General features: G+C 49.0%; 23 protein-coding genes and 1 tRNA gene. 7 read left to right on the forward strand and 17 right to left on the reverse strand.

Annotated features, from left to right (window positions below; all coding sequences use genetic code 11):
• Positions 1–190: 190 nt before the first annotated feature.
• Positions 191–322 carry a hypothetical protein gene (locus B9G79_RS18455; protein WP_011166103.1) on the reverse strand — a complete coding sequence of 44 codons (132 nt, stop codon included), beginning with the start codon at positions 320–322 and terminating at the stop codon, positions 191–193.
• A gap of 147 nt (positions 323–469) precedes the next feature.
• Here B9G79_RS18455 and B9G79_RS18115 point away from each other — a divergent pair, with 147 nt between their 5' ends.
• The 6 genes from B9G79_RS18115 (at position 470) to B9G79_RS00690 (ending at position 4236) form a co-directional block, all read left to right on the forward strand.
• The gene (locus tag B9G79_RS18115) at positions 470–1207 is read left to right on the forward strand and encodes a hypothetical protein (RefSeq protein WP_157678688.1); all 738 of its coding nucleotides are present in this window, start codon (positions 470–472) and stop codon (positions 1205–1207) included.
• Positions 1195–1632 (forward strand): hypothetical protein, encoded by a 438-nt coding sequence (locus tag B9G79_RS00670; protein ID WP_088563840.1) that lies wholly within the window; start codon positions 1195–1197, stop codon positions 1630–1632. The genes B9G79_RS18115 and B9G79_RS00670 overlap by 13 nt, the downstream gene beginning before the upstream one ends.
• 27 nt (positions 1633–1659) lie before the next feature.
• Complete coding sequence (locus B9G79_RS00675; RefSeq protein ID WP_015092751.1) at positions 1660–1869, forward strand: hypothetical protein; 210 nt, start codon at positions 1660–1662, stop codon at positions 1867–1869.
• 4 nt (positions 1870–1873) lie between these two features.
• Positions 1874–2920: a PLP-dependent cysteine synthase family protein gene (locus tag B9G79_RS00680; protein ID WP_088563841.1), complete on the forward strand. Its 1047-nt coding sequence runs from the start codon at positions 1874–1876 to the stop codon at positions 2918–2920.
• Between the two features lie 23 nt (positions 2921–2943).
• On the forward strand, positions 2944–4098 hold the full coding sequence (locus tag B9G79_RS00685) for a cystathionine gamma-synthase (RefSeq protein WP_088566726.1): 1155 nt from the start codon (positions 2944–2946) through the stop codon (positions 4096–4098).
• A 62-nt stretch (positions 4099–4160) separates the two neighbouring features.
• Positions 4161–4236: transfer RNA gene (locus B9G79_RS00690), tRNA-Phe, on the forward strand.
• Between the two features lie 141 nt (positions 4237–4377).
• Here the strand turns inward: B9G79_RS00690 and B9G79_RS00695 are convergent.
• The 15 genes from B9G79_RS00695 to rpsB form a co-directional block, all read right to left on the reverse strand.
• On the reverse strand, positions 4378–4659 hold the full coding sequence (locus tag B9G79_RS00695; RefSeq protein ID WP_088563842.1) for a hypothetical protein: 282 nt from the start codon (positions 4657–4659) through the stop codon (positions 4378–4380).
• A 125-nt stretch (positions 4660–4784) separates the two neighbouring features.
• A complete protein-coding gene (trhA, locus tag B9G79_RS00700; RefSeq protein WP_088563843.1) occupies positions 4785–5411 on the reverse strand; it encodes a PAQR family membrane homeostasis protein TrhA in 627 nt (208 codons plus the stop codon).
• A gap of 101 nt (positions 5412–5512) precedes the next feature.
• Positions 5513–6091, reverse strand: coding sequence for a DNA-3-methyladenine glycosylase (locus tag B9G79_RS00705; RefSeq protein ID WP_088563844.1), 579 nt, complete (start codon positions 6089–6091; stop codon positions 5513–5515).
• Positions 6088–6783, reverse strand: coding sequence for a peptidoglycan editing factor PgeF (gene pgeF / locus B9G79_RS00710; protein ID WP_088566727.1), 696 nt, complete (start codon positions 6781–6783; stop codon positions 6088–6090). Before pgeF ends, B9G79_RS00705 begins: the two co-directional genes overlap by 4 nt.
• Entirely contained in the window at positions 6780–7739 is a 960-nt protein-coding gene (locus tag B9G79_RS00715; RefSeq protein ID WP_088563845.1) for an RluA family pseudouridine synthase, read from the reverse strand. The genes pgeF and B9G79_RS00715 overlap by 4 nt, the downstream gene beginning before the upstream one ends.
• 37 nt (positions 7740–7776) lie before the next feature.
• The gene (locus tag B9G79_RS00720) at positions 7777–8403 is read right to left on the reverse strand and encodes a helix-turn-helix domain-containing protein (RefSeq protein ID WP_088563846.1); all 627 of its coding nucleotides are present in this window, start codon (positions 8401–8403) and stop codon (positions 7777–7779) included.
• A gap of 8 nt (positions 8404–8411) precedes the next feature.
• Entirely contained in the window at positions 8412–9365 is a 954-nt protein-coding gene (locus tag B9G79_RS00725; RefSeq protein ID WP_088563847.1) for a P-loop NTPase, read from the reverse strand.
• A 15-nt stretch (positions 9366–9380) separates the two neighbouring features.
• Complete coding sequence (gene tsaB, locus B9G79_RS00730) at positions 9381–10085, reverse strand: tRNA (adenosine(37)-N6)-threonylcarbamoyltransferase complex dimerization subunit type 1 TsaB (protein WP_088563848.1); 705 nt, start codon at positions 10083–10085, stop codon at positions 9381–9383.
• Positions 10082–11755 (reverse strand): RIP metalloprotease RseP, encoded by a 1674-nt coding sequence (gene rseP, locus B9G79_RS00735; protein WP_088563849.1) that lies wholly within the window; start codon positions 11753–11755, stop codon positions 10082–10084. Before rseP ends, tsaB begins: the two co-directional genes overlap by 4 nt.
• Before the next feature lie 76 nt (positions 11756–11831).
• Entirely contained in the window at positions 11832–12656 is an 825-nt protein-coding gene (locus B9G79_RS00740; protein ID WP_088563850.1) for a phosphatidate cytidylyltransferase, read from the reverse strand.
• Positions 12637–13371 (reverse strand): isoprenyl transferase, encoded by a 735-nt coding sequence (locus B9G79_RS00745; protein ID WP_088563851.1) that lies wholly within the window; start codon positions 13369–13371, stop codon positions 12637–12639. Before B9G79_RS00745 ends, B9G79_RS00740 begins: the two co-directional genes overlap by 20 nt.
• Before the next feature lie 18 nt (positions 13372–13389).
• Complete coding sequence (frr, locus tag B9G79_RS00750) at positions 13390–13950, reverse strand: ribosome recycling factor (protein WP_088563852.1); 561 nt, start codon at positions 13948–13950, stop codon at positions 13390–13392.
• Between the two features lie 13 nt (positions 13951–13963).
• Positions 13964–14677 (reverse strand): UMP kinase, encoded by a 714-nt coding sequence (pyrH, locus tag B9G79_RS00755; protein ID WP_011166086.1) that lies wholly within the window; start codon positions 14675–14677, stop codon positions 13964–13966.
• A gap of 1 nt (position 14678) precedes the next feature.
• Complete coding sequence (tsf, locus tag B9G79_RS00760; RefSeq protein WP_088563853.1) at positions 14679–15605, reverse strand: translation elongation factor Ts; 927 nt, start codon at positions 15603–15605, stop codon at positions 14679–14681.
• Positions 15606–15726: 121 nt separating this feature from the next.
• Positions 15727–16665: a 30S ribosomal protein S2 gene (gene rpsB, locus B9G79_RS00765; protein ID WP_088563854.1), complete on the reverse strand. Its 939-nt coding sequence runs from the start codon at positions 16663–16665 to the stop codon at positions 15727–15729.
• 294 nt (positions 16666–16959) lie between these two features.
• Here rpsB and B9G79_RS00770 point away from each other — a divergent pair, with 294 nt between their 5' ends.
• A complete protein-coding gene (locus tag B9G79_RS00770) occupies positions 16960–18297 on the forward strand; it encodes a sensor histidine kinase (protein WP_088563855.1) in 1338 nt (445 codons plus the stop codon).
• On the opposite strand, the gene B9G79_RS00775 is transcribed toward B9G79_RS00770, so the two are convergent.
• Positions 18294–19439 (reverse strand): NAD(P)-binding protein, encoded by a 1146-nt coding sequence (locus B9G79_RS00775; RefSeq protein ID WP_088563856.1) that lies wholly within the window; start codon positions 19437–19439, stop codon positions 18294–18296. The genes B9G79_RS00770 and B9G79_RS00775 overlap by 4 nt on opposite strands.
• Positions 19440–19483: the final 44 nt, after the last annotated feature.

Raw genomic sequence — 19483 nt, forward strand, 5'->3', positions numbered from 1 at the left:
GCTTCGCGAATCGCGGGGCGCCTTGCTTTCGCAAGAGCGTTTTTTGGGATCTGTTTTTAATCGAGATTTTTTGGCGAAATTGAAAAATGGGAGTCGGCCGGAAAGCCGCTCTGGTGGCGGGTTTTGGGCATAAAAAAACCCCAGAGTTGCCTCTGGGGTTCAAGAACTAAAAACTAGTTCCTAAGAAAGACTACTTCGCAGCTTTCTTAGTAGCTTTTTTAGTAGCTTTCTTAGCTACTTTTTTTGTAGCTTTTTTTGCTACTTTTTTAGTAGTTTTTTTAACTGCTTTTTTTGTAGCTTTTTTAGCTGCTTTCTTTGCCATGTGCTCCTCCTAGGATGCAAACGTTGTTGTTGTTTCTTAACTTACAAAACTTTACTTACTTAAGTTTTTCCTAATTCGACCACCGACGTCAACAAAAAATTTACCTTGCATATTTTTTGCGAGCAACCGGGTTCAAGGAGGTGCCCTTTGCTCATCGTTTTTTCGATTTCGCTGTTCGGACATGCGCTCGTTCACCGAATTTTTTCATCGGTGGCGCGGGATTTTGCATTCTCTCAACACTGGGTTCGATCTTTTTCGATCATGAACCTGGTTGTGATCTGCTTTCTCACCGTCGCAGCCTCGACACCCACCTTGCTCTGGCTTTTCATCGGCATTCTTTTAATAACTTTAAAGTTTTTTCCGGCAATTTTGCGTTTTTTCTTAATTCGAAGACTGCGAAGTGCGCTGATTCCGCTTCTTGATTGCATGATTCTGGGTTTGCAAACCGGAAAATCCTTCCGCGCTTCGTTCTTTTCGGCCGTTGAATCACAAAGCGGTTGGGTGCGTGTGCAGATGTTTGAAGTGTTACATTCGCTGCAGTTTCCGGAATCAAACATCGCCGTGAAATCCGCTCTGCTGGCGGATTTCCTGTCAGAGATGCACACCATCGATCAGTCGCAGACCCGGTGTGTGGAGCAGGTCAAAGCCCTTCGCCGACATTATAAAATGCTCGAAGATTTTCGACGTAGGTCCGGACAAGTGAGTCAGCAGATCAAGATGCAGGCGATAATTGTCACCGCTCTTTATCTCGCGCTTTTTGTCTTTGTAATTATGCAATTTGGTTTCGAGAAGCATCGAAATCTGCTTTTTGGCTCCGGTTTGGTGTTCATCGCGGGCCTTGTTTTCATTTTTTATGTGGGTCGGAGGATGAAATGGACGGTGTAGCACCTCCGTTAAAGCTTTTATTGGAGGTTAAACGTGCGGTGGAGCGCGGGCAGTCGGTGCGTCAGGGTGTTTTATCTTATGTAAAGACCTCGCACGATGACTTTGTCCCCGTTGTAACCCAGTGGTTGGCGCTATTGCAGCAAGGACAGGATCCGAAAGAGGCGCTGAAGGCTGTGCCCTCCCTTTATCGCCGCAGTCTTCTGCAGGTTCTGGAGCGCGGTTTGCGGGGCGAGGCCGTTTTTAATGTGCTGGTGCAGTTGGAATCGGAGCTGGTGGAGGCCTGTCAGGAGGAAATTTCAGGAAAGATAGCGCGGTTGCCGTTTATATTGCTGATCCCGCTTCTTTTGTTTCAGTTTCCGGCGTTTCTGCTGCTCCTTTTTGGTCCTCTTCTTCAAAATTTTTTTCACTCTTTGGGAGGGGGGTGATAGAGTGCCTTCTGTTGGAGGATTCCTATGGCTCAGGCTGATAAAAAGCAGGTGGCACTTGAAAAACTGGTGGACGAGTTGATGAAAGATCAACCCAGTCGTCAGCTTGTTAAGCAGCTGACCAACGAGCTGGGAATGCCTTATTCCCTGGATCCAATGACTCAGATCAATACGGTCCTGCAGTCCATGAACACATCCCACCTTCGTTCCAACCGAAGAAAAGAACTAGAAAGATAGTCCCATGTCACAGATTTACGGTTCCATTCTCGAAGCTATCGGAAACACCCCGATGGTGCGTTTGAACAACGTCACCAAAGGTTCCAAACACCAGTTTTTCGCCAAAGTTGAGTACTTCAACCCGGGTGGAAGCATCAAAGACCGCGTTGCGGTGGCGATGATTGAAGAAGCGGAAAAGCGCGGGGACTTAAAACCCGGCGGCACTATTGTGGAAGCCACTTCCGGAAACACCGGTGTGGGTCTGGCTTTGGCAGCGGCGGTGAAGGGTTATAAGTGCATTTTCGTGATGCCAGAAAAGATGAGTGACGAAAAACGCGCGATCTTGCGTGCCTACGGCGCGAAAGTGGTTATCACACCGATGGTGATGCCGGAAGATCCGATGAGCCATTACTCTGTATCAAAAAAGATCGCCGATGAAACTCCGGGCGCGTTCCTGGTGAACCAATTCCACAATCCTGACAACCCTGAGCGTCACTATCGCACCACAGGTCCAGAAATCTGGAAGCAGATGGATGGAAAAGTCGACATGATCGTGGGTGGCGCAGGCACCGGCGGAACTTTGTCCGGTATCGCTCGCTACATGAAAGAGATGAATCCGCAGGTGAAGGCCATCTGTACGGATCCAATCGGCAGTATTTTGTATGATTTGTTCTATCATAAAAAAATCGTGGATCCTCCAGGCTCTTATAAAGTTGAAGGTGTTGGTGAGGACATGCTTCCTGACAACGTCCATCTGGACATCTATGACGGCTTTGTTCGTGTTTCTGATCCAGAAGCTTTCGCGATGACCCGTCGTTTGGTGGCTGAAGAAGGTCTCTTGGTCGGTCCATCCAGCGCTTTGGCCTTGGTAGGAGCGATGAAAGCGGCGGAAAAACTGGAAAAACCTTCCAACATCGTGGTGATTTTCCCGGATAGCGGTCGCGCTTATCTGAGCAAAGCCTTCAACGACAAATGGATGGTTGAAAACGAATTCCTGACTGATGCTGACATGAAAAACGCCTTCAATCGCGTGGTTTCTGCAGAAGAAGCCCTGGCTGACCTTAAAAAATAATAGAGCAGGTGAATGAGAAAAAAATGAACGACAATCTTGGTTTTTCCACTCGTGCGATTCATGCTGGCCAAGCTCCGGATCCTTCTACCGGCGCCATCATGACGCCGGTTTATTTGACCTCGACTTACGTACAAGAATCTCCGGGTGTTCACAAAGGCTGGGAATATTCCCGCACGCACAATCCCACTCGTCACGCCTATGAAAGCTGCATGGCAAGTCTTGAGGGAGGCAAACATGGTTTTGCGTTTTCTTCCGGTTGCGCGGCGACGACAACTGTTTTGCACCTTCTCAAAGGCGGCGATCATGTGATTGCCATGGATGACATGTACGGCGGCACTTTCCGTCTGTTTGACAAAATCCTTAAGCACGATGGCATGGAGTTTTCTTTCGTTGATCTGACGAAGGTTGAAAACTTTGAAAAAGCCGTAAAACCAAACACCAAGCTGGTGTGGTTGGAAACTCCGACCAATCCGACTTTGAAGCTGGTTGATATCAAAAAGATCGCAGCCATCGCCAAAGCCAAAGGCATTCTGGTTGCAGTTGATAACACGTTCATGAGCCCCTACTTCCAAAGACCTTTGGAGCTGGGTGCGGATATCGTGGTTCATTCTGCGACAAAATACATCGGCGGCCACAGTGACACTGTCGGTGGTATGGTCGTTGTATCCCGTGCGGATCTGGCAGAAAGAATGGCGTTCTTAAGCAACGGTATCGGGGCGACTCAAGGGGCGTTTGATTCCTTTATGTTCCTGCGAAGTTTGAAAACTTTGCCACTTCGTATGAAAGCCCATCAGGAAAATGCCATGGCGATTGCGAAGTTCTTGGAAGGACATCCAAAAGTGGACAAAGTCATCTATCCGGGTCTGGAAAGCCATCCTCAGCATGCTTTGGCGAAAGAACAAATGCATGGTTTCGGTGGGATGATCACTTTCTACATTAAAGGGGGCCTGGATTCGGCTCGTAAGTTCCTGGAAAACGTGAATGTCTTTTCATTGGCCGAGAGTTTGGGAGGGGTAGAGTCCCTGATCGAACATCCGGCGATTATGACGCATGCCTCCGTTCCGCCTGAAAACCGCAAGGCTTTGGGGATCGACGACACTCTGATCCGCCTTTCTGTGGGCGTAGAGGATCTGAACGACCTGATTGCCGACCTTAAAACTGCTTTTGATAAGGCTTAACTGTTGACATGCAGGGGGCCAATGGATAAACCTTTGGTCTCTTTGAACGCATATGTTCCAGTGGCTTGGTAGCTCAGTTGGTAGAGCAGAGGACTGAAAATCCTTGTGTCGGCGGTTCAATTCCGTCTCAAGCCACCATTTTTCTTCAAAAGTTCAAGGCAACTAAACCCGCTTAATCAGCGGGTTTTTTCGTTTTTGATCCCTAAAACGAAAAAAGACGGAGAATCCTCCGCCTTTTTTATTTTTCTATCTGGGTCAGTTTCCGACCCCATCCTACCGTTATTCGCAGGATTTATTTTTATCCAAGCAGTCAGTTACGCACTGACCAAACTGATCGTCAGAAGCCCCGTATTTGATAAGCAAATCGCAGTGATTGGCGCAGGTCATTTGTTCGCTGATGGAATAGGTAATTTCAGCAATGCATTTGTTGTATTCAGACTGACGGAATTCTTCAGTCACCTCAGGAATGCTCAGGATCAATTCGCAATCTGCTTTCGTCACATTGGCAGCATAAGAAATTTGAGAGAATAAAATTGCAGAAACAAGAACTAGTGATTTCATATTAACCCTTCTATGGAATGTAGATAGGGGTGTTTACCACTCTCTCTATCAGGGTTAAATAGAGATGTGTTTTGTTGTAAATATACCCCTAAATTGCACTTGTGCAATCAAGGAGCGAGCAAGAACTAAGTGAAATAAATCAGCAGACACAGGTACTGCAGGGCGGTTCCGCCCATCACGCAGACGTGCCATACGCCGTGGCCGTGTTTGATGCGTTCGTCATTCAGGAAAAAGAACATGCCGATGCCATAACTGATGAAGCCTGCGATGATCATCGCAAAACCCATCGGGGGAATCGCATCCATCAGATATTTGATAAACGGGAAGATGGTCACGGCCATGGTGGAATACAAAAGCAGCGAAGGCAGACGGTTCTTCGGATTTAGAAGTTCCCAGAAAATCCCCACCACCGCCAAAGACCAGACGATTCCCAGAATCACCCAACCCAAAGTTCCACGCAATGCCAGCAGGGCATACGGAGTATAACCTCCGGCGATCTTCAGATAGATGCCGATATAGTCCAGACGACGATACAGATTTTTTCGTTCTCCGCGGGTGCCGTGATAGATGGTGGAAATACAGTAAAGACCGACAGTACAGACCGCATAGACACCGAAGCTGAAGATTTTCCAAGTGTCATGCTTTGTGGCTGCAAGTCCCAGCAGCAGAGCGCACCCGATCAGTGCCAGTAACGCTCCGATGGCGTGGGTGACGACGTTGAGCCTTTCTCCATGTTCGATCTTTTGAATCATTCCCTAAAACCTGCTGAATATAACCTGTTCCGTATGGGTCCAGCTTACCATCATTGGTGTGTCCAGAATGAATAAAAAATTTTATCAGTCCAGTAAATTGATCACTTTTTAGAAACGAACAGATGATCGCGCAGATAAAAACGCAGAGGCCATTTTGCCGCTTCACCGGCATAGTCGACACCCACACGTGCCGTTGGGATAATTTGTTCTTTTGAAACTTTGAAATCATCGTCTGTCACATAAAGATCAGAACTATTTTTCCACAGCTTGAGCCCGTCATGCTTTCGGGTGATGTCGTAGTACTTGCAAAGCTTGCCCGGACCGTTGGTTTTTAGGTCTTTTTTTCGCAGATTTTCCTGTGCTGGCAGTGGTTCCACCGCACGAATCAAAACTGCTTCGGGATGTTCATGGGTGCGGGTCACGAAGTTCAGGCAAAAATACATTCCATAAATCATATACACATAAGAATGCCCGCCATTCAGATACATGGATTTGGTGCGTTTGGTGCGACGGTCTTCAAAGGTATGACAGGCGGGATCCTCAATGCCTAGATAGGCTTCGGTTTCAATGATGCGGGCTTGTTGGATTCCACAGTCAGTGCGGATATTCAGAACTTTTCCCAGAAGAGACTGAGCCACCAGGGTCGTGTCTTCAAGGTAAAATTCCTGCGGCAGTATCATGTGCGGCAGATGAAGCTGATCTGGCGCCCGGATTTTTCCTTGTCCCGGCGGTAAGAGTGAAATTCGCTGTTGGTGACCGTGTCGATATGCAGATCAAACAAGCGCTCTAGAACGATTCCCTCTTGTTCAAGCTGAGTGCGCACGACAAGATTCAGATCCACCAGGGACTTTCCATCAGTAAGATTTTCGAAATACTGAGCGCGTTCCGCCGGGCTTAAAGGTCCCAGACTGGATAGAATCTGATCGCGCACGTCGTTTCCGACCTCAAAACTGTTTTTCTGAATGTGCGGTCCGATGATCACGTTCAGCTCTGAAGCAGTTGCACCTTCAGAGATAAGTTTCTGTATGGTCTTGGGGATAATTCTGTTGGCAACTCCGCGCCAGCCGGCGTGGACACCAGAAATCAATTCCGTCCCGTGATGATAGAAAAGCACCGGCACACAGTCGGCGGTGATCACACACAAAGCCAAATTCTTGCTGCGAGAAAATTGCGCATCCCCCAGGACTTGATAGTCCAAAGAACTGTCTTTGCTTTCGACAACGGCATCGCTGTGAATTTGTTTTAGGCGGACAAAATCAAACTGAGGATAGGCGGATTTTAAGTCCGCCAGCGGAGCCGCAGCGCCGCCGAAGAAGGCCGTGATATGCGGGGTTTTGAGTTCATATCCAAGCGGGGTTTTTTCCAAATTCACAGCAAACCCCATTTTTTAATCAGCACCAGAACATCTTCTGGCCAGTCTTTTGTGAAGAACATGCGCTCTTTGGTGCGGGGATGAGTGAACCCCAGCTCTGCTGCGTGCAGCAGGAATCTTGGTAAAGTACGAAGGTCTTCCTGGGTCGCGCGGGCTTCGATGGATTTGATCTTGCGATCGGCTCCATACAAAGTGTCACCGGCAATCGGCAGACCGCTTTCAGACATGTGCACACGGATTTGGTGTGTACGTCCGGTTTCAAGCTTTAGTTTCAGATAGCTCATGCCGCTTTTTCTTTGCAGCACTTCAAAGTGGGTGACCGCCCACTTGCCCAGGCCCGGATCATCATTCGGATCAGTCAGGGGCTTGCGGTCATCCCCCAGTACAGACGCATAACGTTTGCGATCCACCGGGTGGCGGGCCAGGAAACTACGAACACTGCCGGACAAAGTACGCGCGGTTCCCAAACAGACGGCATAATAAATTCTATGTGTGCTGCGCTCTTTGAACTGTGAAGTCAGGGATTCATGGGCTTTGTCGTTTTTGGCAATAACGATGATGCCGCTGGTTTCTTTGTCCAGGCGGTGCACGATGCCGGGACGTTCTTCGCCAAACTTCATGGAAAGATCATCCGTATGATGGATCAAAGCATTCACCAAAGTGTCATGCGCATGTCCCGCCGCCGGGTGAACAACAAGGCCGGCGGGTTTGTTGATCACAATCAGATCTTCATCTTCAAACAGCACATCCAGTTTCAGATCAAAGGGCTGAAGTTCGGATGGTTCAGGTTCGGGCAGTTGAATTTCAATCAAGTCGTTTTCTTTGATGGCGACAGAGGCTTTGGTGGGTTTCCCGTTTAACAGAACCGCGTTGCTTTCAAGCAGATGGCTTGCGCGGGAGCGGGTGCCGATTTCAGGAATAAGGGCCATCGCTTTATCCAGGCGAAGTCCACTCATCTCTGCTGTGGCAGTGACCGAAATAGTCGTGTTGTTCTTATTTTCCAAGTTTGTTTTTAAAGTGTGTCATGTATGAGTCGGCGACCTTTTTTTCGTCCAGACCCAAAGCTTTGGCAATTTGCACCACATAACCACGAACGAAAACCACAACCGGCAGATTGCCCGGATCCATGTTTTCAATGGCTGTGACATAGTAGGAATTGATTTTGGTGATCTCACTCATGCGTTGAGTGGTGATCTTTTTGTACTCGCGAACCTTTTTAAGGAAAGCGCCATCCCAGTCGGTGCGGGCCGCGATTTCTTTTTCGAAGGTTTCATCCTTTTGATAAGCCGCTGCTGGTTTTTCAACTTTGGTTTCAGGGAAAACCTGTTTGCTGGCTTCCAGGATGGATTCATAAGTCAGATCGTTCAAAGAAGAACGGCCGGACAAAAGTCTTTGATCATAGATGTTGCGAAGGATCTTGTTACCAAGAACCTGATAGGCCTCTTCGATCACAACCAGAAGCTCGCGAGCTTCCTGTTCAGAGAAAATAGTGTAGATCGCCGGATTGTCCCCGGAATAAGTCGAGCGAGCGCGCTCATAGGCCGTCGTCACCTCATGTTGAGGAGCGTTGGCTGTGAGTTCCAGGACTTCGTAATAGTTGTATCTAGACGTCGCTTGCATCGTAGCTATTATACTACGGCGCGAAGCTCCTCTGGAGCAATAAGTTGTTTGCAGGTTGCCAAAAATTGTCCTGCAAGGGGAGTGAAGGGTTGGGCGACAAGCACGTGTTCTCTCACACGCACGGACTGCCACACCGCATTGTCATAGTCGATCGCGCCGATGTAATCAATACCAAGGTCGTAGTACTTGTTACAGACACTTTTCATCGAGTGACCCAAGTCATCGTTGGCCTGATTGCGGGATGTATTCACCAACAAACGAACTGGTGTTGAGGAAAGAGCCTCAAAGAAGTCATAGTGAATGCCGGTTTCCTCTTTCAGATAAGAACGGAAAGAGAACGGCTTGCTCAAAGTTCTTTGGCGGTGATTGCGCAAAGTGGAAATCATGTTGCCGTAAGCATCCGGCGTGGAATTTTCACGCAGGGAATAGCACATGAAAGATTCAATAAAACGATAGGTCTTTTCAATGCTGGTTGGTTCCGGAGTCGTGATCAGGAACTTTTCATCAGCCACTTTGAACAGCTCCAGGTGAGCTTCCAAAGCGCCAGCGCCCAGGTCCACGATCACATAATCCGCGCGCAGGTTTTTCAACTGCGGGATCAGGCTTTGAATCTGGTTTTGGGAAAAATCAGTCGGTGTCCAGGCATCCCAGAAGCCCTGAACATAGGAAAGATGCGGATACGGAGTCGGGATCACCAGCTCTTGCAGGGTCTTAGCACCTTCAAAATAGTGACGGATGTTCATGTGAGAAGGATTCAAACCCAGCACCGTGTGGATGTTGGAACCGGAAAGATCCAGATCGACGATCACAACCGAGTGGCCCAGCTTGGAAAGAGTCATGCCCAGGGAAGAGGATACAAACGTTTTACCCACGCCACCTTTACCGGAAGCGACCACCCATAGTTTGGTGTCATGATCTTTGTTTGCGTGAGTCGGTTTGAATTCCAATACAGCCTTATCCATGGTTGCATCCTCTTGCTATTTCAATGGTGAGATAAGAATCCCTTTTTTTGTCTCTTCGGCTTCAGATGCGCGAATATAAAGAGGAACAAACGATTTCCAGTCCAAAGTTTGACCTTTTTTTGCACGGGCTTCCGCCATCAGACCCAGCGTTGTCGCCAGCGGATAGTCCGGCAGGCCGGAATCGCGGTGCATTTTTTTCGCAAGCTCTTCAGGGAAGTATTCATGATAGGCCTCCCACCCGTCACCCACGACCAGGACGTCCTGACTGATGTGTTGGGAAAGTTCGCGAACGGGAATGGCCGCTGGACCTTTCAGATATTTCGGTTCTTCACCGGACATATCAAAAAGACCTGTGTACACCATGTTTTTATAGGCATTGATGATGGCCAGAACCGGCTTATCCGATCCGCGCGCGCGTTCAGCCAAAAGTATCAGCGAGTCAATAGTGACCAGGGGCTTGTTGAAGCTGTAGGAAAAAGTCTTTCCCGCATTGGCGGCAACCCGGATGCCGGTGAAACTGCCCGGGCCCTGGCCCACGGCAAAGACGTCGATGTCTTCCAATTTCAATCCGGCTTTAAGCAGACAGTTTTCAGTGAAGGGACTGATGATTTCGCTATGGGTTTTTTGCCGCAAAGTGGTTTCCTCGGCGACGATATTTCCATCCACGATGATGGCAACACCGCCGACGGCGGTGCTGGTTTCCATAGCTAATACTTTCATAGGCCAAACAAGCGGGTGAAGTCATTAAACAGGGCAAAGATCATAAGACTCATCAAAATCGCCAGACCCACTTGCTGGGCGATTTCCATTTTCTTCATGCTCAGCGGAGCACCTTTGACCAGCTCAATCACATAGAACACCAGATGACCACCGTCAAGCACCGGCACCGGCAGCAAATTCAGGATGAACAGATTCACCGAAATGATAGCCATCATCTGCAGGAACTGAGTGATACCAATCTTGAATGTCTCGCTGGCGGCCTGACCGATAGAGATCACACCACCGATATTTTTCGGAGAGATCTTGGCCTGGAACAAACGAACAAAGCTCATGACCGTCATGACCGACACTTCCCACGTTTTTTCCGTGCCGCGGATCAAAGCATCCACCGGGTTGGAAGAACGAAGGGTCATCAGCTCCGGCATAGCGATGTTCGGAATAGGCGAAATACCGATGGTATAACGCTTTTCCTCAGCACCGGATGCCGTCATCTGCTTGGTCATCTTCGGAGTGATTTCCAGATCAATGGTTTTGCCTTCACGCAGAACGGACAAAGACACCGGATTTTTGCCGTCGAAGGATTTGATGTTGTTCAGAACATCTTCCCATTTGGACAGGGTGATGTTGTTGATCTTCACCAGACGATCCCCGGCGCGCAGACCCGCGGCCTGAGCCGGGGAGCCTTCAATCACACGGGACAGATACAATTCAGAACTTTCAAGCCCCAAAGACGCCAGTGAAAACGCCTTGATGGATTCAATTGGCGCCATGGTCACGGTGATGGCTTTATCAGCCTTGTCACCTTCGCGCATGCCCATTACTTCCAGGGTCAACGGCTCTTTGGCGCTGAATTTTGCCAAAGTGTCTTCCAAGGATCTCCAGTAAGAAACCTTGACGCCATTAATGCTGGTGATGGTGTCACCGGTGCGAAGACCCAAAGCATGCAGCGGAGAGTTTTCCAAAACACCGATCGTTGTGCCCGCGGAATAAGGGGAAATCCCCTCCACATTGGCCATGTATTCATAGCTGGAAAGCACATTTGGATTGGGTTCCGGTTTGGCGGTGGTGGAAACCGTCAGGGATTCACCCGTGCCTTCACGTTTCACATCGACATCAATGTGCAGGTCGTGGCTTTCTTTCAAGGAAAGGGTGCGCTGAACATCTTCCCAGGTGGTGATCGGTTTTTGGTTGATGGAAACAATCTGATCCCCAGAGCGGAAGCCCGCCGTGTAGGCCGGAGAGTCTTTCGCCACATCACCCAGTACCGGGATCTTGGCATCTTCGCCAATCAGGGCCACGGTGAAGAACACCAGGATCGCAAAGAAGAAGTTCATCAGCGGGCCGGCCAGAACGATGGCGATACGCTGCCATACGTTTTTGTGGGTGAAAGAGACTTTCTTGTCTTCTTCCGAAATGCCTTCGCCGTTTTGTTCGCCGAACATTTTCACGTAACCACCCAGCGGGATCAAAGACAGTGCGTAAGTGGTGTCACCTTTTTTATAGGTCAGAAGCTTTTTGCCAAAGCCCAGACTGAAGACCTCAACACGCACTCCGCACCAGCGGGCAACAAGGAAGTGTCCCAGCTCATGAACGAAGATCAGGATCCCCAGCAGGATGACAAATGGAACAATTGCAGACAGACCAGATTGTAAGAATGAGAAAATATCCATTGGTCCATTCTAGAGTGAGCCAAGGATTAAGGGGTAGAAAATTAAGGGATTTTTCCTGTGGGGCTCGACGTTTCTCTTAAGACAAAAGATGAGACAGAATCAAAACTCCGCCTAAAACAACAGGACTTGCGAATAGGACGCCGTCGACTCGATCCAGGACACCACCATGACCCGGCATGATTTTGCCTGAATCCTTCACATCCGCCACACGTTTCAGCAGAGATTCGAAGAAGTCTCCGAATTGACCCACAAACCCGGAAACACCACCCAGAAGCAGGAAGACACCAACACTGTTTTCCGGGAACAGGAACAACCAGCAAATCAGACCCGCGGTCACAGAACCAATGATGCCACCGACCGAGCCCTGCCAGGTTTTCTTAGGGGAAACTGAAGGCATGACTTTATTTTTGCCAAACAGCACGCCAAACACGTACGCCAAAGTGTCACCGGCAAATACAACTGCCAGCAGGAAGATGAACCAATAAAGGCCATACGCCTGATCCAGCAAACGGAATGCAAAAGAAGGCAAAAGACCCATATAGAAAAGGCCCAGAGCCGATTTTGCCTGAACAGAAGCCATGTGTTCCAGGTTGCCTTCTTTATGCGAAGACAAAAGAACCGTGATGATCATTCCGATCACGGCCAAAGAATAAACGATGGACCCCATGCTCAGGGACGTGATCGACGCAATGAAAACCGCGTAGGTGAAAATTCTGAAAAGTGTTTTGATCAGTTGGGACTTTTCACGCTGGAACAAGATGGCCGTCAGTTCCCAGTTGCCGATAACAACAATCAGACCCACCGCAATTTTAAGTCCCATCAGCCCCAACGAAACATAAAGTCCGATGATCAGGGCCAGGGCCACAATTGCAGAAACAGATCTAGTTAGGAAGCTTTTCATGGTTGTTGTCATTGGATGAGACCTTGCCATAACGGCGTTGTCTCATCGCAAAAGCCTGAAGGGCTTCGTCGAGGTGAGACTCGGTGAAGTTGGGCCACAGTACTTCTGTGAAATAGAATTCAGAGTACGCAGCCTGCCACAGAAGGAAATTCGAAAGACGCTGTTCCCCACTGGTACGGACGATCAGATCCGGATCCGGTGTTGGGAAAGTGCTCAAAGAGGAGTTGATCACGGATTCGTCGATGTCAGCAGGGGACATTTCCCCGGCCGCGATCTTTTCCGCGATTTCACGCACAGCTTGAGTGATTTCCTGGCGAGAACCATAGCTCAAGGCAAAGACCAGATTCAGGCCTGTGCATTGAGATGTGGCTTCGATGGATTTTTCGATGGCATTGGCAACATCCAGCGGAAGGCGCGACAAATCGCCAATCACCGAGAAGCGGATGTTTTCTTTAACCAGGTTGTCTGTTTCGCGTTTCAGGTAACGGCTCAGGATCAGCATCAAAAGGCTGACTTCCTCTTGAGGGCGGAACCAGTTTTCAGTGCTGAAAGCGTACAGGGTCAGGTTTTTGATCCCACGGCGTGAACACGCCGTGATGATCTTTTTAGCGACACGGGTGCCTTTGATATGCCCGAACGTGCGAGGACGGCGCTTGAGCTGAGCCCAACGACCGTTCCCGTCCATAATGATGGCAATATGCTTTGGCAAACCCATGATCTTATAAGTCCCTGATTAGATGGTCAGGATCGCTTTTTCTTTTTCGTCAGCAACCTGATCCACTTTTTTGATGAAATCGTCAGTTACTTTTTGGATGTCTGCTTCGGCTTTTTTGCCTTCGTCTTCGCTGACAGCTTTGTCTTTTTGAAGTTTTTTAACTTCATCGTTGGCGTCACGACGAGCCATACGAACAGCGACGCGTGCTTCTTCAGCGATCTTTTTAACTTGTTTCGCCAGGTCTTTACGGCGCTCTTCAGTCAGGTCAGGAACTTTCAAACGAATCACTTTACCGTCGTTCATTGGGGCCATGCCCAGTTCAGACTTGATGATCGCTTGTTCGATGTCTTTAAGGATAGCGACTTCCCAAGGTGCAATCAGGAAGGATTTTGCATCCGGAGTGGAGATAGAAGCCACCTGGGATAGCGGGGATGGAGTTCCGTAGTAGTTCACACGGATACCGTCCAGCATGGAAACCTGAGCACGGCCTGTACGAACTTTTTTAAGTTCTTCAGACAAAGAGTTCAAAGTCTTTTCCATTTTTGCTTGTGCATTCTTTTTAACGTCTGCGATAGCCATAGCTGTCTCCTTATTAATGTACCAGCGTTCCGATGGTCTCACCCTGAACGGCTTTCAGGATGTTGCCCGGTACAGTGAGGTCAAAGGTGATAATAGGAAGTTTATTGTCCATGCACATGCTGATCGCCGTGGAATCCATCACCTGAAGTCCGCGGTTGAGCACGTCGATGTAGCTGATCTTGTCGAATTTCTTCGCGTCAGCGTGTTTAGCAGGGTCTTTGTCGTAGATACCGTCCACTTTGGTTGCCTTCATGATCACCTGAGCGTTGATCTCCATGGCGCGAAGGGAAGCCGCAGTGTCGGTCGTGAAGAAAGGATTCCCGGTGCCTGCGCCGAAAATCACCAGACGATTCTTTTCAAGGTGACGAATCGCTCTGCGACGGATGTAAGGTTCAGCGATTTCCGCCATTTCGATGGCAGTCTGAACACGTGTAGGAACGCCTTGTTTTTCCAAGGCGTCCTGAAGTGCCAGGGCATTGATACAGGTCGCAAGCATTCCCATATAGTCAGCACTTGCGCGATCCATGCCCTCAGCAGAGGCGGCAACACCACGATAGATATTGCCACCACCGATGACCAGGCCAATTTGAACGCCTGCTTTGTAAGCCGCTGCCACGTCCTGCGCGATCTGAGTGATCGTTGCAGTGTTGATACCAGTCCCTTGCTTTCCAGCCAGGGCTTCACCACTAAGTTTCAGCAAAATGCGCTTATAAACAGGCTCTTTCAAACTAGTGTCCTTTCATCTGAGCAGCAACTTCAGCTGCGAAGTCGTTGGTTTTCTTTTCGATACCAGCGCCCAGTTCGAAGCGAACGAAACGTTTTACAGTTACGTCTGCGCCGATTTCTTTGCCAACAGCTTTCGCCAGGTCAGACACTTTCATGTCCGGGTTCTTAACGAATGGCTGATCAAGAAGGCAGTTTTCAGCAAGGAACTTGCGGATTTGACCTTCAACGATCTTTTCGATCATTTCTGGTTTTTTGCCGGACTCAAGATTTTTTGCAGTCAGGATTTCTTTCTCTTTAGCAACAACATCCGCAGGGATCTGTTCAGAAGAGATCGCCATTGGGTTCATCGCAGCGATGTGCAATGCAACGTCTTGAGCGAAAGTTTTCAATGCAGGAGCGTTTGCAGCTTCTGGCTTGGAAACGGAGGCTTCAACCATAACACCGATCTTGCCTTCGCCGTGCAGGTACGTGTGTACCAGGGAAGTTGCAGTTGCAGTGTATTTTTCGTGACGACGAAGAACGATTTTTTCACCGATAGTAGCAGTTGCTTCAGTGAACAAATCACCCAGCTTTTTGGAAGAATCAGCAGCGTAAGGCTGAGCCAATACATCACCTTCAAGGTTTGTCTTAGCCAAGTGGGCAACTACGTTGCCAGCCAATGCTTTGAAACCATCGTTACGAGCAACGAAGTCAGTCTCAGAGTTGATTTCAACAACAACACCAGTGTTGCCATGAAGTTCTGCGAAGACAGCGCCTTCAGCAGCAATACGGTCAGCTTTCTTAGCGGCAGCGCCAAGACCTTTTACGCGCAACCATTCAACAGCAGCATTGAAATCGCCAGAAGTCGCCTCAAGCGCCTTTTTGCAATCCATCATACCTGCGTTAGTTTTTTCTCTTAGCTCTTTAACAAGAGTAGCGGAAATAGACATTAGGAAGACTCCTTAGTTTTTTGCATCGCGAGCGGGCCGCGGATGACAATATAAATTAAGTTTTTAGATTCAGGACAAAGAAAAGGGTGGCTAGGCCACCCTTTTTTGAACGATCTGCAGATTACTCTGCGGATTCGTCAGACTGGCCTTGTTCAAGCTCAGCTTGGATCTCAACTTCTTCTGCTGTACCAGCAGCAACAAGTTTGCGAGATTTAGTGGCTTTAACAACTGCAGGACCAGCGGATTTCTTAGGAGCTTCTTTTGCTCCGGCTTTCGCGCCAGCACCACGTCTCTTAGGAGCTTCTTCCTTGCCATCTGCTTTTGCTTCTTTAGCAACGTCAGATTGCTTGTCAGTCATAGTGCGAAGTTTACCTTCCCACTCTTTAGCACCTTCAAGGTAAGCATCAGCTACCAAGTTGGAGAACAACTTGATGGAGCGGATAGCATCGTCATTGCCTGGGATCGCGTATTCAACAGACTCTGGATCAGAGTTTGTATCAGCGATAGCAACAACCGGGATGCCCAAGCGTTTTGCTTCAGCAACTGCGATGTGCTCTTTTGGCAAATCAACTACGAACATTGCGGAAGGCATTTCCTTCATGTCGCGGATACCAGCAAGGAAATCAGTCAGGCGAAGGTATTCTTTTTCAAGCTTCGCGCGCTCTTTCTTAGTCAGGTAGTTGAATTCACCTTTTTCTTTCATGGTGTCGATCTTGCGAAGACGATCGATAGAAGACTTGATCGTTTCGAAGTTCGTCATCATGCCACCCAACCAACGCTTAGTAACATAGTACTGACCGCATTTTGCTGCAGCTTCTTGGATTGGTTCGATCGCTTGTTTTTTAGTACCAACGAAGATCAAACGACCACCGTTAGCAGCGATTTCTTTTACGAACTCAGCAGCTTTGTTTGCGCGTACAACAGTCTTTTGCAGGTCGATAATGTGAATACCGCCGCGAGCTGTGTATACATAAGGTTTCATCTTTGGGTTCCAACGCTGTGTTTGATGTCCGAAGTGGACGCCAGCGTCTAGCATTTCTTTCATGGTCACTTGTGCCATGGTAGTACTTCCTTTCTGGTTAATCGTCCTCGCAGGTAGAGCCAGCTTATTTTGTTTCGCCGGAAGACCCCCTTTTTCAGTACTTGGGGGACCAGTTGATGCCTGTGAGTGCTTATTGTTGGACTCTCGGGATATCACAGGGCGCCATTGACCGCAAGCAGTCTTTAAAGCTCTTTTCTGAGACGCTTTCGTTACAAACCACGGTCTTCATTAAAAGATGTTTAGACGCACTGAATAATAGCCGATGATAAATAGGTAATCTCCCAAAATAATCCAGAACGTAAGCGGTGGGGAATGAATCAGCAACGGGGCGGTCGGAACGATCCTGAAGTGCAGCGAATCTTCCTGGAGCAATCCAGGGAAATCCACATTCGCGTCGATCGTGGTTTTTCAATTCTTCTTTTAATTCAATGGGTTGCAGCTATCGTTATGGGTATATTGCTAACCCCTACAACGTGGCTGGGAAGCTTTTCGGGGGCGGTGGAAAACGCCTTTGTGGGCCTGATTTTCGGAGGGCTTTTCAGTCTGCCCGCAGTTTACTGTGTCTATGTCTTCCCTGGGGAAAAGTGGACCCGCCATGTGGTGGCGGTCTCACAGATGTGCTTTTCGATTCTGTTCATCCATTTGTCGGGGGGCCGGATTGAGACCCACTTCCATGTCTTTGTTTCACTGGCGGCGCTGGCCTTCTATAAGGATGTCGGGCTTTTGGGGGTGGCGTCCTTTATTGTGATCACGGATCACATCCTGCGCGGGTGCATGCTGCCGATCTCGCTGTACGGGGTGGCTGAAAGCAATCAGTGGCGGTGGCTGGAGCATGCGGCCTGGATCTTGATTGAAGACATCATCTTAATCATCGGGATCGAACGCATTCGCGGTGAGCTTTATGAGATGGCCTATTCCAAATATCAACTGGTGCAGGCCCGCGAAGAGGCTTTGCAGTTATCCTCAATCAAATCCACATTCTTAAGCAATATGAGCCATGAAATCCGCACACCCCTAAACAGTATCATCGGTTTTGCGGATATTCTGCGCGACACTCATCTGGACAAGGATCAGACTGACTATGTCGGTACGATCCAGCGCTGTTCGGATTCGCTTTTACACATCATCAATGACGTTCTGGATATTTCAAAAATTGAAAACGGACATCTGCAAATTGACCGGCACAAATTCGATGTGAAAGAGCTGCACACAGACATCTTTAAGATCTTCGAAGCCAAGTGCCAGGAAAAAAACCTGCAGTTGAAAGTCGACATCGATCCCAGTATTCCGGCCTTTGCGATGGGGGATTCCCACCGCCTGCGCCAGATTCTGATGAATCTTGTGGGGAATGCGGTGAAGTTCACTGACAAGGGCCGTGTTTGCATCAGCCTGCAAAGGCAGCCGGGGTCAGGGCATTATGTTTGGAAGGTCGCGGATACCGGCCGGGGCATTCGTGTGGAAAATATGTCGAAATTATTCCGCAGCTTTTCTCAGGAGGATGTCACGATTTCCCGCACCTATGGCGGTTCGGGGCTGGGTCTGATGATTTGCAAAAATCTTGTCGAGATGATGGGCGGGGATATCAAAGTGGACAGCAAGCCGGGTGAGGGAACCACGTTCCACTTCACCCTGCCGTTGGAAGAGGCTTAAAGAGCAGCCTCTGTCATGGATTCAGATTCATCGGATACAGAAGGCATTTCAGATGCTTCAACTTTGAAGCCCAAAGATGCCACGACCATTTCGGCCTGCAAAAGAGCGCCGACCAGGTTCTTCTGCTCGTGCACGGTTGCAGAGGCAATCCACAGATTTTCAAGTTCCGGCATTGTCATATTGGCGCTTAGTTTGATGTCGCCATTGCCCGCGATGATCGGAGTCACAAAGATTCTTTCAAGCTTCACGTTGTCCAAAGCTTCCGGATAAGCGCGTTTGATCTGGCGTTTGATTTTCTTCAAAGCCGTCCCCACAACTTCGCTGTCTTCAGTCACTTCCTGTTCGATGAAGGTCATCCACTGGGACGCCTGCAAAGGTGCACCCTCAACTTCAACCGGCGCATGGAACTTGCCCACGCATGGGCCGATTTCATCCTGAGTGGTGCCGTTCAAAACGTGCATCGCCGTGGAGTCCGTCACCGGTTTGGCGTGGCAGATATCCAGGCACAAAGAAGTCCAGTAAGTGTTTTTAGCAAGCTTCGTGCGGGCGCGAACAGAGATCGCGTCTTCCGGAAGAAGCAAAGCCAGATCCTTCACAGAGCCGGCAAAGATGAAGTTCTGAGCGTGCACAGTCTTGGAACCGTTCACCGTGACGTGAGTCACGCGCTCGCCTTCCTGGTGGAACTTGGTCACATAAGAACGCGGCATGAAAGTGCCGGTGAATTTTTCAAACAGCATCTGGGTCCACTGATAAGGCTCCACCGCCAGATCCAGGCGTTTGCTGGAAGTGAAGTAGCTGAACTCTTCATAGAACGCCGGTGGGTTTTCACCAAAACCCAGGAAGGTTTTGAAGTTTCCGCCTTCGTAGGTCACAGGAGCTTCTTCAGAAGCTTCCGGTGCCACATTCACGTCAATCAGGCTTCCCAAAAAGCGCAGGGCTTTTTCAGAAAGCACAGAGTCCGGAACAAAGCGCAGACCGTTATTCATCGGTCCGGTCGGGAAGTTGACCTTTTTGTTGGAGCCAAAAGGAAGATCGGCCGCTTCAATCAGGGCGATATTCTTTGTTTCGCGGCTAAGTGCCGCTGCGATGCTAAGTCCGGTAAGTCCGCTGCCAATAATTGCGTAATCGTAGATATGAGCCATGCAAATACCTTCCCTCATAAGGAAGCCGCTTTGCAAGCCTCAAA

The organism is Bdellovibrio bacteriovorus (assembly GCF_002208115.1).
GTDB classification, from domain to species: Bacteria; Bdellovibrionota; Bdellovibrionia; order Bdellovibrionales; family Bdellovibrionaceae; genus Bdellovibrio; species Bdellovibrio bacteriovorus_C.

Excerpts from the sequence above, each read along its gene's own strand:
- B9G79_RS18455 (WP_011166103.1), bottom strand. The coding sequence starts at position 322 with ATGGCAAAGAAAGCAGCTAAAAAAGCTACAAAAAAAGCAGTTAAAAAA.
- B9G79_RS00670 (WP_088563840.1), top strand. The coding sequence starts at position 1,195 with ATGGACGGTGTAGCACCTCCGTTAAAGCTTTTATTGGAGGTTAAACGT.
- B9G79_RS00675 (WP_015092751.1), top strand. The coding sequence starts at position 1,660 with ATGGCTCAGGCTGATAAAAAGCAGGTGGCACTTGAAAAACTGGTGGAC.
- B9G79_RS00680 (WP_088563841.1), top strand. The coding sequence starts at position 1,874 with ATGTCACAGATTTACGGTTCCATTCTCGAAGCTATCGGAAACACCCCG.
- B9G79_RS00685 (WP_088566726.1), top strand. The coding sequence starts at position 2,944 with ATGAACGACAATCTTGGTTTTTCCACTCGTGCGATTCATGCTGGCCAA.
- B9G79_RS00695 (WP_088563842.1), bottom strand. The coding sequence starts at position 4,659 with ATGAAATCACTAGTTCTTGTTTCTGCAATTTTATTCTCTCAAATTTCT.
- trhA (WP_088563843.1), bottom strand. The coding sequence starts at position 5,411 with ATGATTCAAAAGATCGAACATGGAGAAAGGCTCAACGTCGTCACCCAC.
- B9G79_RS00705 (WP_088563844.1), bottom strand. The coding sequence starts at position 6,091 with ATGATACTGCCGCAGGAATTTTACCTTGAAGACACGACCCTGGTGGCT.
- B9G79_RS00715 (WP_088563845.1), bottom strand. The coding sequence starts at position 7,739 with ATGAGTGGACTTCGCCTGGATAAAGCGATGGCCCTTATTCCTGAAATC.
- B9G79_RS00720 (WP_088563846.1), bottom strand. The coding sequence starts at position 8,403 with ATGCAAGCGACGTCTAGATACAACTATTACGAAGTCCTGGAACTCACA.
- B9G79_RS00725 (WP_088563847.1), bottom strand. The coding sequence starts at position 9,365 with ATGGATAAGGCTGTATTGGAATTCAAACCGACTCACGCAAACAAAGAT.
- tsaB (WP_088563848.1), bottom strand. The coding sequence starts at position 10,085 with ATGAAAGTATTAGCTATGGAAACCAGCACCGCCGTCGGCGGTGTTGCC.
- rseP (WP_088563849.1), bottom strand. The coding sequence starts at position 11,755 with ATGGATATTTTCTCATTCTTACAATCTGGTCTGTCTGCAATTGTTCCA.
- B9G79_RS00740 (WP_088563850.1), bottom strand. The coding sequence starts at position 12,656 with ATGAAAAGCTTCCTAACTAGATCTGTTTCTGCAATTGTGGCCCTGGCC.
- B9G79_RS00745 (WP_088563851.1), bottom strand. The coding sequence starts at position 13,371 with ATGGGTTTGCCAAAGCATATTGCCATCATTATGGACGGGAACGGTCGT.
- frr (WP_088563852.1), bottom strand. The coding sequence starts at position 13,950 with ATGGCTATCGCAGACGTTAAAAAGAATGCACAAGCAAAAATGGAAAAG.
- tsf (WP_088563853.1), bottom strand. The coding sequence starts at position 15,605 with ATGTCTATTTCCGCTACTCTTGTTAAAGAGCTAAGAGAAAAAACTAAC.
- rpsB (WP_088563854.1), bottom strand. The coding sequence starts at position 16,665 with ATGGCACAAGTGACCATGAAAGAAATGCTAGACGCTGGCGTCCACTTC.
- B9G79_RS00770 (WP_088563855.1), top strand. The coding sequence starts at position 16,960 with ATGAATCAGCAACGGGGCGGTCGGAACGATCCTGAAGTGCAGCGAATC.
- B9G79_RS00775 (WP_088563856.1), bottom strand. The coding sequence starts at position 19,439 with ATGGCTCATATCTACGATTACGCAATTATTGGCAGCGGACTTACCGGA.